This is a genomic window from Rugamonas sp. GW822-FHT03B10 (assembly GCF_058801745.1).
Map to the genome: position 1 here is coordinate 498,320 of NZ_JBXANP010000002.1, position 12,041 is coordinate 510,360.

At 68.2% G+C, this 12,041-nt stretch carries 10 protein-coding genes; 5 read left to right on the forward strand and 5 right to left on the reverse strand.

The window, feature by feature from the left end; genetic code table 11:
• Window positions 1-51 precede the first annotated feature (51 nt).
• Window positions 52-513: a cache domain-containing protein gene (locus AC1RQG_RS05320; protein ID WP_493129034.1), complete on the forward strand. Its 462-nt coding sequence runs from the start codon at window positions 52-54 to the stop codon at window positions 511-513.
• 7 nt (window positions 514-520) lie between these two features.
• Here the strand turns inward: AC1RQG_RS05320 and AC1RQG_RS05325 are convergent, their stop codons facing one another.
• The 4 genes from AC1RQG_RS05325 to AC1RQG_RS05340 form a co-directional block, all read right to left on the reverse strand.
• Window positions 521-2,386, reverse strand: coding sequence for a methyl-accepting chemotaxis protein (locus AC1RQG_RS05325; RefSeq protein ID WP_493129036.1), 1,866 nt, complete (start codon window positions 2,384-2,386; stop codon window positions 521-523).
• Window positions 2,387-2,808: 422 nt separating this feature from the next.
• Window positions 2,809-4,713 carry a methyl-accepting chemotaxis protein gene (locus AC1RQG_RS05330; protein ID WP_493129038.1) on the reverse strand — a complete coding sequence of 635 codons (1,905 nt, stop codon included), beginning with the start codon at window positions 4,711-4,713 and terminating at the stop codon, window positions 2,809-2,811.
• 236 nt (window positions 4,714-4,949) lie between these two features.
• A complete protein-coding gene (locus AC1RQG_RS05335) occupies window positions 4,950-5,132 on the reverse strand; it encodes a hypothetical protein (protein ID WP_182163643.1) in 183 nt (60 codons plus the stop codon).
• Between the two features lie 55 nt (window positions 5,133-5,187).
• A complete protein-coding gene (locus AC1RQG_RS05340; RefSeq protein ID WP_493129041.1) occupies window positions 5,188-5,913 on the reverse strand; it encodes a TetR/AcrR family transcriptional regulator in 726 nt (241 codons plus the stop codon).
• 128 nt (window positions 5,914-6,041) lie between these two features.
• On the opposite strand from AC1RQG_RS05340, the gene AC1RQG_RS05345 reads away from it, so the two are divergent.
• The 3 genes from AC1RQG_RS05345 to AC1RQG_RS05355 are packed head-to-tail and all read left to right on the forward strand — an operon-like array spanning window position 6,042 to window position 10,333.
• The gene (locus AC1RQG_RS05345) at window positions 6,042-7,202 is read left to right on the forward strand and encodes an HlyD family secretion protein (protein ID WP_493129043.1); all 1,161 of its coding nucleotides are present in this window, start codon (window positions 6,042-6,044) and stop codon (window positions 7,200-7,202) included.
• 12 nt (window positions 7,203-7,214) lie between these two features.
• Entirely contained in the window at window positions 7,215-8,825 is a 1,611-nt protein-coding gene (locus AC1RQG_RS05350) for a DHA2 family efflux MFS transporter permease subunit (protein WP_493129045.1), read from the forward strand.
• A 35-nt stretch (window positions 8,826-8,860) separates the two neighbouring features.
• Window positions 8,861-10,333, forward strand: a complete 1,473-nt coding sequence (locus AC1RQG_RS05355; protein WP_493129047.1) for an efflux transporter outer membrane subunit — start codon at window positions 8,861-8,863, stop codon at window positions 10,331-10,333.
• A 62-nt stretch (window positions 10,334-10,395) separates the two neighbouring features.
• Here the strand turns inward: AC1RQG_RS05355 and AC1RQG_RS05360 are convergent, their stop codons facing one another.
• Complete coding sequence (locus tag AC1RQG_RS05360; RefSeq protein ID WP_493129049.1) at window positions 10,396-11,307, reverse strand: LysR family transcriptional regulator; 912 nt, start codon at window positions 11,305-11,307, stop codon at window positions 10,396-10,398.
• Window positions 11,308-11,412: 105 nt separating this feature from the next.
• Between AC1RQG_RS05360 and AC1RQG_RS05365 the strand changes: the two genes are divergently transcribed.
• On the forward strand, window positions 11,413-12,015 hold the full coding sequence (locus AC1RQG_RS05365; protein WP_493129051.1) for a short chain dehydrogenase: 603 nt from the start codon (window positions 11,413-11,415) through the stop codon (window positions 12,013-12,015).
• Window positions 12,016-12,041: the final 26 nt, after the last annotated feature.

A 12,041-nucleotide genomic window follows, 5' to 3' on the forward strand; every position in this document is an offset into this window, starting at 1 on the left:
CGTTGGCTGATACTGCACTCCCACAGAATAAGTTCAACCGGGAGACTTCGTATGAAAAACCTGTTCAGCTGCGCCATCCTCGGCGCGTCGTTGTGCGTGCTGGCGCCGGCCGGCGCCGTTGAGAAGGGCACGGCCGCCGAAGCCGTCGCCATGACCCAGAAGGCGGTCGCCTACATCAAGGACCATGGCAGGGAGAAGGCGTTCGCCGAATTCGCCAATCCGGCCAACACCACCTTCCATGACCGCGACCTGTATGTCTATGTGTACGACATGAAGGGCGTGGCCGTGGCGCACGGCGTCAATCCCAAGATGGTCGGGCGCAATCTGCTGGAACTGCGCGACGGCGAGGGCAAGGCCATCGTGAAGAACTTCATCGCGACGGCCACCGGGCCGGCGGGCAAGGGCTGGGTCGAGTACAAGTGGCCCAACCCCGTGACCAAACAGGTCGATCTGAAAGCCGGCTACGTGGAGCGCAGCGGCGATCTGATCGTCGGTTCCGGCATCTACAAGTAGGCCGCGCCTAGAACTCCTCCCACTCGTCGGCCGGCGCGCTGGGCGCTTTGCCGGCCGCCCTGGCCGGCTTGGCCGCCAGTTGCGGCGCGCGCGGCACCGGCTTGTGCACGGGGCGCTGGGCGGGCCGGGGCGCCGCGACCTTCGCCGGCGTCGGCGCGGGCATGCCCGCCGGCGTCCGCGCGGGCCGCGTCGGCGCCGCCTGCGCGCCGCCCGGCACGTGGAAGATGCTCACGGCATGGGCCAGCGCCTGCGCCTGCTCCTGCAGGCTCTCGGCCGCCGCCGCCGCCTGTTCCACCAGCGCCGCGTTCTGCTGGGTGATGGTGTCCATCTGCGTGATGGCCGCGTTCACTTCCGTGATGCCCGTGCTTTGCTCCTGGCTGGCGGCCGTGATCTCGACCAGGATGTCGGCCACCTGCCGCACCGAGCGCACGATCTGGTCCATGGTCTGCCCGGCGTCGTTCACCAGCTTGCTGCCCGTGTCCACCCGTTCCACCGAGTCGTTGATCAGCTCCTTGATCTCCTTGGCCGCCGCCGCGCTGCGCTGGGCCAGGTTGCGCACCTCCGACGCCACCACCGCGAAGCCGCGCCCCTGTTCGCCGGCCCGCGCCGCCTCCACCGCCGCGTTCAGCGCCAGAATGTTGGTCTGGAACGCGATGCCGTCGATCACGCCGATGATGTCGACGATCTTGCCCGAACTGTCCTTGATGGCGCCCATGGTCTGCACCACCTGCGCCACCACCTCGCCGCCCTGGGCCGCCACGGTGGAGGCGCTGGCCGCCAGCTCGTTGGCCTCGCGCGCGTGGCCGGCGTTCTGCGTCACGGTGCCCGTCAGCGCCTCCATCGAGCTGGCCGTCTGCTCCAGCGAACTGGCTTGCGACTCGGTGCGGGCCGACAGGTCGGCGTTGCCCAGCGCGATCTCGTGGGTGGCCGTGGTCATCTCGTCGGTGCTGTTGCGGATGTCGCCTATCATGCGCGCCAGGTTGCTGTTGATGGTGTCCATGGCCCGCATCAACAGGCCCACCTCGTCGCCATCGTGGACTGCGATGTGGCCCGTCAGGTCGCCGGAGGCGATCTTCTCGGCGCAGCCGACGGCGCTGCGGATGCTGTCGCGGATGTGGCGGTACACGAAATACAGGCCCACCAGCGAGGCGCCCACCGACAGCACCAGCAGGCTGATGGCCAGCAGGTAGGCGTGGCGCGCGCCGGCCGCCGCCGCGTCCACGGCCTGGCCCGTGCGCTGGTCGAGGATGGTGAGGAACTCGTTCACCGGCTGCATGATCCTGGCCTTGTTCTTGTGGTACTCGGCGTCGTGCATGATGCGGCGCGCCAGCTCCAGGTCCGGTTCGCCCTTCTTGGTGAACTTGCCGGTACCGTCGTCGAACAGGCCCTTGACGGCGTTCATGGCGATCACCTCCGTCTTGACCAGGCCGTCGGAATTGGCTTGCGCCTGTTTGAGCTTGGCGAATTCCGAGGCCGTGAAGCCGGCCTTCTTCATCAGGTCGGCCAGCGCCACCGTCTCGCCGTCGGGCGTGGGCTTGTCCATGCCGGCCGCGACGAAGTCCCAGTAAATGCGCTCGTAGTGCTGGGGGCGCGGCTTGCTGCCGTTGCGGATGGCCAGGATGTCCATGTACTGCTGCTCGTAGCGCGGATCGCCCGACACCACGTAGGTGCGCGCCAGCCGGGTCAGATCGTCCGAGCTCTGGCGCAGTTCGTCGGCCAGCAGGTAGGAGTGGTAGCGCGCTTCGCTGGCCCGGGTCGATTCGGCCTGGCGCGACGCGATCTGGAACAGGGCCCACAGGCTGAGGGCCGACAGGGTGAGGGTGATGATGAAGAACCCGGCGAAAATCTGCTTGATGGACAGTCTGCTGCGCATGATGCTCTCCTGATGTAGCGCGGGCCTGGCTGTGCGACGCCCGCTGTTGCCGTTTGCTGGTGCTGGTTGCCGGCGGTCCGCGCCACGCAGGGGCGGCCGCCGCCGCATCGCGGCGTGCCGCGACGGCGGGTTGAAAACAGGTTGGGGGAGGCTGTCAGGCCGGGATCAGTGCGCTGATCGCTCGCTTGGCTGGCAGCGGCCGTCGTTGCCCGCGAGGTGGGCGCGGTAAAAGACACATAGGCATCTCCTTCCGTTCAGAGGGCCGTCCGGTGCAACCGGGGCAGATGGGTGGGGGGCGGTGACTATCACTTTTATACTCTCAAACTTGACGGTACTCAACACAAGTTTTCCTGTGGCTCGGCCGCGCGGCCGGCCCGCAGAGGGGGGCACGGCGCGCGCCGTGTCGCTTTTTGCGCCGCGCCTCAGGCCGCGTGCAGCGCCCCCGGCGCCACCTTGAAGAAGGACATGGTCTGGTGCAGCTCCTCGGCCTGGCTGCTCATCTCCTCGGCGGTGGACGCCAGTTCCTCGGAGCTGGCCGAGTTCTGCTGGGTGGTCTGGCTCAGCTGGTTGATGGCGACGTTGATCTGGCGCACGCCCGAGGTCTGTTCGGCCGACGCCTGGGTGATCTGCTGCACCAGCTGCGAGGTCTTGCTGATGTTGGGCACCATCCGGTTGAGCAGGCCGCCGGCCCGTTCCGCCAGCGCCACGCTGCCGCTGGCCACGGCCTCGATCTCCTGGGCCGCCACCTGGCTGCGTTCGGCCAGCTTGCGCACCTCGGCCGCCACCACGGCGAAGCCCTTGCCGTGGCTGCCCGCGCGGGCCGCCTCGATGGCCGCGTTCAGGGCCAGCAGATTGGTCTGGTAGGCGATGTCGTCGATGATGGCGATCTTCCTGGCGATCTGCTGCATGGCCTGCACGGTCGAACGCACGGCCTCGCCCCCTTCGCCGGCCTCGCTGGCCGCGCGCGCGGCGATGTCGTCGGTGACCCTGGCGTTCTCCGTGTTCTGGGCGATCGAGGCCGTCATCTGTTCCACCGAGGCGCTGGTCTGTTCCACGCCGGCCGCCTGCTCGCTGGTGGACTGCGACAGCAACTGGGCCGTGCTGCTGACCTGGTTGGAGGCGTTGGCCAGCGCCTCGGCCCCGCCGCGCACTTCCGACACGACGGCCGAGAGGCGCTCGACCATCGCCCGCAGGCAATAGACGATGCTGTTGCGGTCGTTCTGCCGGACCTGGATGCTGGCGCTCAGGTCGCCGCCGGCCACCTTGGCCAGCATGTCGGCCACGTAGGCCGGCTCGCCGCCCAGCTGGCGGATCAGGCTGACGCTGATGGCCCAGCCGGCCAGCGCGGCCAGCACGGCCACCGCCGCCACCGCCCCGGCCAGCAGGTTGCGGGTGCCGCGCAGCCTGGCGATGCGGGCCGCCACCAGCGTGTCGAGCTGGCCCTTGGCGCTGAACGCGGTCTTGAATTGCTGGTCGATGGTGCGCGTCATCAGGTCCAGGTACTCGGCCGCCGGCATGGTCAGCGTGTCGGCCGCCGCCACCTTGGTGCGGCTGACGGCGAGCGCGTTGCTGGCCATGGTGCCGGCGCTTGCCGCGTCCTGCTCCAGCGCCTGGCGCAGCACGCCATTGGCGGCGTAGGCCTTGCCCAGCGTGCGGCCGGCCAGGTTGATGTAGAGCTCGCTTTGGGCGATCAGGCTGTACAGCGTGGAGCGGCCGTCTGCGTCGATCTGGTGCGACGCCAGGTGGCTGGTGGCCTTGGCGCGGGTGCGGCCCAGGTATTCCGTCTCCTGCGGCAGGTCGAAGTACGCGGCCCGCATCAGGTAGTAGGTGTCGGCGTCCGGATCGAGCGACAGGCCGTAGTGGTCGGCCACCTGCTCGATCAGCATCAGCAGGCGGTCGGACTGGGCCGCGTGGCGCCGCAGGCTTTCCGCCGGCGTGATGGTGCGCGCGGCCACGCCCTTGGCCAGGCTGTCCCACTCCTGGCTGATGGCGTCCAGCGAGGCGTCGATGTCGCGCTCGTTGCCCTTGAGCGATTTGACGACGGCGGCCAGCGCCGCCGTCACCTCCGCCTCCTTGGCGGCGCGCTCGGTGGCCAGCTGGCCGTTGCCGAGGTAGGCGGCCGACAGGCCCCGGTGCTGCTGGGTCTTTTGCAGCAGCGTCAGCGCGGCGCTGCCGGGCGCCAGGCCCTCCTGCTCGGTGCTGGAGAAGGCGATGTCCTTGTTGGCGCCCTCCAGGTACAGGTAGAGCGGCGGCGCCACCAGCAGGATGCCGATGATGCCCAGCAGGGCGAAACGTTGCCACAAGCGCATGCGCTGCAAGAAATGCATGGTGGTCCTCTCGGGTGGATGGCTGTCCCGCGTTCGCCGGGCGGTCGGCTGGATGAGGCGAATGTGACTTTTATACGCTCATATTTGACGATCTTCAACACAACTTTTCGTGGCGTTCCACTGGTTGAAGCGGCGGCGGGGGAGGAGGGCGCGGCGGCGGGAAAAGCTGTTGCTTTTGCGCACTTGGCGCGCCGCGCCCGTGCCGGGGGACGGCACGGGGCGGTGGGGTGGTTGGATCAGCTGGCGATGAATTGGGCGGGGATCTCGATGCCGCCGTTGCGGGCCGCCTCGGCGTAGGCGCGCAATTCGGCGATGGCCGCTTCGAGTTGCTCCTGGTCGGGATTGGCCTGGAAGCCCTTGATGCGCTCGTTCAATTGCGCGACCTGCCTGCTCCATTCAAGACGATTCGACTTGCTCATGCTGCCTCCTGTTATCAAAGAGATAGTATGGCGCAAATCACCATGTTTTGCAGCGTCAGGCGCGCGCGGGGCGGCGCACGCCGTTGAGGAACAGGTCCAGCCCCTGCGCCGCGCGGCGCTGGTTCTCCTCGGCCGTGGGCGGCACGTCGGCGGCGAACAGCACGCGGCTCAGCTGGTCGCCGAGCAGGCAGTTAATCAGGTGCACGGCCAGCGCCTCGTGCGGCACCTCGGTGCGCAGCTGGGCCTTGATCTCGGGCCGGGCGAAGAAGCGCGACAGTTGTTCGCGCGTCTGCTGCGGGCCGGCCTGGTTGAAGGTGGTGGCCAGCTCCGGCGTGGTGTGGGCCTCGGCGATCACCATGCGGTGCAGCTTGACGAAGGCGGGCGCCGACACCAGGCTCAGGAAGCGCAGCCCGAAATCGGCCAGCACCTCCTCCATGGGGCGGGTGTCCGTGTCCATGCTGCTCATGCCGGCGAAGAAGCGGGCCCGGCCCTCGGCGATGACGGCGTTCAGCAGGCCGGCCTTGCCGCCGAACTTCACATAGATGGTGCGCACGGCCACGTGGGCCTCGCGGGCGATCATTTCCAGGCTGACCTTGCTGTAGCCTTTTTCCAGGAACAGGCAGGCGGCCGTGTGCAGCAAGCTTTCCAGCCGGGCTTGTTTGTCGGCCGCGCGCGGGCGGCCGGCGCTCTTGCCGGGGCACTGATGGTCGCTGGCGTCGTTGGCGGCGCGGTCGAGCTGGACGCTGTCCGGTTCCAGGGCGGTGGGGGCGGAAATCTTCATGGGATGCAATGGTAGTCGATGGTCATAATGTAGTCCAAATTAAAATGAAATGCAATCGTTTCATTTCTTGACTTTGCCAAAAACTTGACCAATAATGCACCTACCCAATTTCATTTCCGGAGCGTCCCATGTCCAACCTGCACACCGAAGCAGAACAAAAAGTGCTCAACGCCGTACCCGGCGCAAGTTCGGGCGCCCCCGCGGCCGCCACCCCGGCCGCGGCCCAGCCCAACCGCCGCGTGCTGCTGGTGGCGGGCCTGGTGGCGCTGGCCGCGCTGGCCGCCGGCGGCCGCATGTGGTACCGCAGCCATTACTTCGTCGAGACCGAGAACGCCTATGTGACCGGCCACGTGCATCCGGTGTCGTCGCGCATCGCCGGCGTGGTCACGCGCGTGATGATCGAGGATAACCAGCTGGTGCATGAGGGCGACGTGATCGCCGAACTGGACCCGTTCGACCAGCGCGTCAAGGTCGAGCAGATCCAGGCCCAGATCGACACGGCCGAGCAGCAGGTCGGCCAGTCGGACGCCCAGATCGCCCAGGTGCGGGCCCAGGCCAGCGCCGCCGCCGCCCAGGTGGCCCAGTCGGAAGCCCAGCTGGTGCGCGCCAAGCAGGACGCCGAGCGTTTCGGCCAGCTTTATAACAGCCAGATGAAGGCCGTCTCCAGGGCCGAGCTGGATGCCGCCAACGCCGGCCGCGCCAGCGCCGTGGCCGACCTGGCCGCGCGCCGCGACAGCGCCGCCGCCGCCAAGGCCAACATCGGCGCCGCCACGGCCGCGCGCGACGTGCTCAAGGCCCAGATCAAGGTGCTGCGCGTGCAGCTCAAGGACGCCCAGCAGCAACTGGCCTACAACCGCATCGTGGCGCCCGTCACGGGCCGCATCGGCAAGCGCGCCGTGGAGGTGGGCCAGCGCGTCCAGCCCGGCCAGCAGCTGACGGCCATCGTGCAGGACAACGTGTGGGTGACGGCCAACTTCAAGGAAACCCAGCTGGCCGACCTGCGCCCCGGCCAGAACGTGAAGGTGACGATCGACGCCATCCCCGGCAAGACGCTGGTGGGCCAGGTGGAGAGCTTCTCGCCGGCCTCGGGCGCCCAGTTCGCGCTGCTGCCGGCCGATAACGCCACCGGCAACTTCACCAAGATCGTGCAGCGCGTGCCGGTCAAGATCGTGTTCAAGCCGCAGGACGTGCAAGCGCTGAGCGGCCGCCTGGTGCCCGGCATGTCGGCGCTGGCCGAAGTGGAGGTGAACCAAGGCGAGCCGGCCGCCGTCAAAACGGCGCAGAAGTAAGGAGCGCCGGCCATGACGAGCAGCACGCAAACCCTGCCGCCCGGCGCCAAGCCGCTGGGCCCGCCCATGGTGGGCGAACACGTCTCGGCACGCACCTGGATGGCCGTGGCCGCCGGCATGCTGGGGGCCTTCATGGCCGTGCTCGACATCCAGATCACCAACTCCTCGCTCAAGGACATCCTCGGCACGCTGTCGGCCACCCAGGAGGAAGGCTCGTGGATCTCCACCGCCTACCTGGTGGCCGAGATCATCATCATCCCCATGACGGCGCTGATGGCGCGCGTGTTCGGCATGCGCGCCTACATGATGGGCACCACGGCCCTGTTCCTCGTGTTCTCGACCCTGTGCGGCTCGGCCTGGAACCTGCCCAGCATGATCGGCTTCCGCATGCTGCAGGGTTTCACCGGCGGCGCCCTGATCCCGATGGCCATGACGCTGGTGATGGCCAAGCTGCCCGCCTCCAAGCGCGCCACCGGCATGGCCATCTTCGGCCTGACGGCCACGCTGGCGCCATCCATGGGCCCCACGCTGGGCGGCTACCTGAGCGAGATCTACGGCTGGCCCTCGATCTTCTACATCAACTGGGTGCCCGGCCTGCTGCTGATCGCCGGCATCTCGTATGGCCTGGACCGCGAACCGATCCGCCTGGACCAGCTGTTCAACGCCGACTGGCTGGGCATCGCCTTCATGGCCGTGGGCCTGGGCAGCCTGACCGTGTTCCTGGAGGAGGGCAACTCGAAGGACTGGTTCGACTCGGCCTTCATCGTCACCTTCGCCGCGCTGGCCATCGTCGGCCTGCTGGGCTGGGTCGTCACCAGCACCATGCGCGCCCAGCCCTTCGTCAACCTGGGCCTGTACGGCCAGCGCAACTTCGTGGCCGCCACCGCGCTGTCGGCCTGCATGGGCATGGGCCTGTACGGCTCCTCGTTCCTGCTGCCGCTGTACCTGGGCCAGATCGCCGGCTACTCGCCGATGCAGATCGGTGAAGTGATCATGTGGGCCGGCCTGCCGCAGCTGTTCATCATGCCGTTCGTGGCCAAGCTGTCGGTCAAGGTGGACAACCGCATCCTGTGCACGTTCGGCCTGCTGCTGTTCGGCGGCTCGTGCCTGATGAACGCCTACATGGACGCCACCACCGGCTACGACCAGCTCTTGATCTCGCAGATCGTGCGCGCCGCCGGCCAGCCGTTCGTGATGCTGACGCTGTCGAACTTCGCCATGAACGGCATCGCGCCCAAGGACACGCCGTCCGCGTCGAGCCTGATCAACATGACCCGCAACCTGGGCGGCTCGATCGGCATCGCCCTGCTGGCCACGGCCCTGAGCGCCCGCGAGCACTTCCACTCGCAGCGCCTGGGCGAAGCCGTGAACAGCTTCTCCAGCGCCACCCAGCTGCGCCTGGACCAGCTGACCCAATCGTTCGTCGCCAAGGGCTTCGACACCAGCACGGCGTCCGACATGGCGCTCAAGGCGGTGGACTCGATCGTGCGGCGCGAGGCCTACGTGATGGCCTACAACGACGGCTTCTTCCTGGTCGGCGCGGTGCTGATCGGCTGTATCTTCGTGCTGTGGTTCTCCGACAAGGTCAAGGCCCCGTCCAGCGGTGGCGGCGGCGCCCATTAAAAATAATATTATTTATACTGATTCGAGGTAATGCCATGTACACAGCATTCAAACGCCTGACCCTGGCCGCATCCGTCGCGCTGGCCGTGAGCGGCTGCGCCACCGTGGGCAGCGACTTCGCCGCGCCCAAGAACGTGGCCGACGCCAGCTTCCGCCACCAGGCGCCAGGCGCCGCCAGCGAGGCCCATCTGCCGGCCCGGTGGTGGACCGTGTTCGGCGACGCCACGCTGGACCGGCTGGAGCAGACCGCGCTGCGCGACAATCCCAGCGTGAAGGCGGCCGGCCAGCGCCTGCTGCAGGTGCAGGCCCAGTCGGACGTGACGCGCGCGAACCAGTCGCCGTCCGTGAGCCTGAGCACCTCGGCCGCCAACTCGCGCACCTCGGCCGAGACGTCGCAGGCGCTGGCGCTGGGCGGCCGCGCCATCAAGGGCAACCAGTACACGGTGGGCGCGTCGATGTCGTATGAGGTCGATCTGCTGGGCCGCGTGCGCCGCCTGGTCGAAGCGTCCGACGCGCAGGCGCTGGCGGCCGAGGCCGACCGCGACGGCGTGCTGTTGCTGCTGTCGTCGCAGGTGGCCACCACCTACTGGCAGCTGCGCGGCATGGACGCGGAAATGGCGATCCTCAAGGGCGCGCTCGACACGCGTCGCGAAACCGAGGAACTGGTCACGGCCCGCTTCGACGCCGGCCTGTCGAATGAACTCGATGTGTCGCGCGCCCGCATCGAGCGTGCCAACGCCCAGGCCGACCTGCATGAAGTCCAGCGTCAGCGCAACCTGCTCGAACACAGCCTGGCGACCTTGGTGGGCGCCTCGCCGTCGGCCATGCGCTTGCCGGCGGCCGACAACGCCGTCGCGCTGCCGCAGCCACCCGCCATTCCCGTCGGCCTGCCGGCCAGCCTGCTGGCCCAGCGCCCCGACCTGGCCGGCAGCGTGGCAAGCCTGCGCGCGGCCAACGCCCAGATCGGCGTGGCCGAAGGCGCGTTCTATCCCTCGCTGTCGCTGACCAGCAATTTCGGCTTCGCCTCCGAGAGCCTGCGCGAACTGTCGAAGGGCGGCGCGCGCCAGTTCAGCGTCGGCCCGCTGGCGCTGTCGCTGCCCATCTTCGACGGTGGCCGCAACAAGGCCAACCTGGCCGTGGCCAAGGCCCGTTACGAAGAAGCCGTCGCCAACCACGAGGGCAAGTTGCTGACGGCCCTGCGCGAAGTGGAAGACGCGCTGTCGGACGCCGAGCAGCGTCAGTTGCAGGGGCAGGCGCAAGCGGCCTCGCAAGTGGCGGCCGCGCGCGCCTACCTGGTGGCGCGCGCCCGCTACGAGCGCGGCGTGTCGACCTACCTGGACGTGACGGACGCCCAGCGTAGCTCGCTGGCGGCCGACCGCGCCGCCGTGCAGATCAATACCCAGCGCCTGCTGGCCACCGTGTCCGTGGCGCGCGCGCTGGGCGCAGGCTGGCAGCCGTCGCCGGCACTGGCGGCCGTCTCCACCGGCGCCGTTAAGATGGCGCAATAAGTCCTTGCAATAAACGGCGCATTAAGCCCGCAGAGAACGGCCCGGCCGCTCTCTGTCGTCCCCTACGCGGAAGAGGCCAGCGGCAAACGTGCCGCTGGCCCGAAGCGTTCCAGCATGAAGTCGACAAAGGTGGTCAGCTTGGGTGTGGGCTGGCGGTCGCGCGGGTAGACCAGGTGCATGGGGCGCGCCTGCGGCACGTAATCCTCCAATATCGTCACCAATCTCCCGGCCGCGATGTCCTGCGCCAGCAGCACCTCGGCCTGCATCACGATACCGAAACCGTGCAACGCGGCCGTGCGCAGCGCCTGGCCGTTGTTGGCGCGGAAGCGGCTGGGCGGGATGCTGCCGGCGCCCTGGCCGCCGCGCAGTCGCCAGCGGATCGCGTGCGGCCAGTGCATGAAGTCCAGACATTCGTGCTGCGCCAGTTCGTCCGGCGTGCGCGGTGTGCCGCGCCGCGCCAGGTAGTCGGGCGACGCGCAGATCACCATCGCGTACGGGAACAGGGCGCGCGCCACCATGGTCGAGTCCTCCAGTTTGCCAATGCGCACGGCCAGATCGTAGCCTTCCTCCACCAGGTCCACCGTGCGGTCGTTCAGGCTCAGGTCCACGCTCACCTCCGGGTGGCGCGCCAGGTAGTCGGTCACGGCGGGACTCAGCCATTCCGCGCCGAACGAGACGGGCGCCGTGATCTTGAGCCGGCCCCGCGCGCCCGCGCGCATGGCGGCGGCGCCCGTCTCGGCCGCCTCGATCTGGGCCAGGATAGCGCGGCATTGTTCCACATACTGCTGGCCAATCTCCGTCAGGCTCTGGCGCCGCGTGGTGCGGGTCAGCAGGCGCGCGCCCAGCGTCTGCTCAAGGTGGGCGATGTGCTTGCCCACCATGACGGGCGAGAGGTGGAAACTGGCGGCGACGGCCGTGAAGCTGCCGGCATCCACCACGGCCACGAAAATGGCCATGCTGCGTAATTTGTCCATCGATTGCTAACTGTGATTTAGGAATGATCTAAATCCTAGCCCATTTATTCCTGTTTTGCTCGGCGCGATACTGCTCGCACTCACCAACCAGACAGGAGTCACAACATGAAAGTAGTCGTTATCGGTGCCGCCGGCACCATTGGCAAGGCCATCGTGGAAGAGCTGGGCCAGCGGCATGACATCATCACCGTAGGCGCCAGCAGCGGCCAGTACCAGGCCGACATCGCCGACATGGCCCAGGTGCGCCGGCTGTTCGAACAGGTCGGCAAGGTCGATGCGGTGGTGGTGGCGGCCGGCGCGTTGCGGCTGGTGCCGTTCGCCGACATGACGCCCGAGGAATTCCGCGTCGGCGTGGACAGCAAGTTGATGGGGCAGGTCAACGTGGCTATGGTGGCCCAGCATTACCTGAACGACGGCGGCTCCATCACGCTCACCAGCGGCATCATCGGCGACCGCCCGCTGATCCGCCACGCCAGCAGCGCGGCCGCCGTCAACTGTGCGCTGGCCGGCTTTGTGCGCGGCGCGGCCATCGACCTGCGGCCCGGGCTGCGCATCAATCTGGTCAGCCCCAGCGTGCTGGCGGAATCGATGCCTGTGTATGGTCCGTTCTTCGTCGGTTTCGAACCCGTCAAGGCCAGCCGCGTGGCGCTCGGTTACGCGCGCAGCGTGGACGGCGCCGAGACGGGGCAGGAATACCGCGTCTGGTAAGCGCGGCGGCGGGAAGCAGGGGGTGA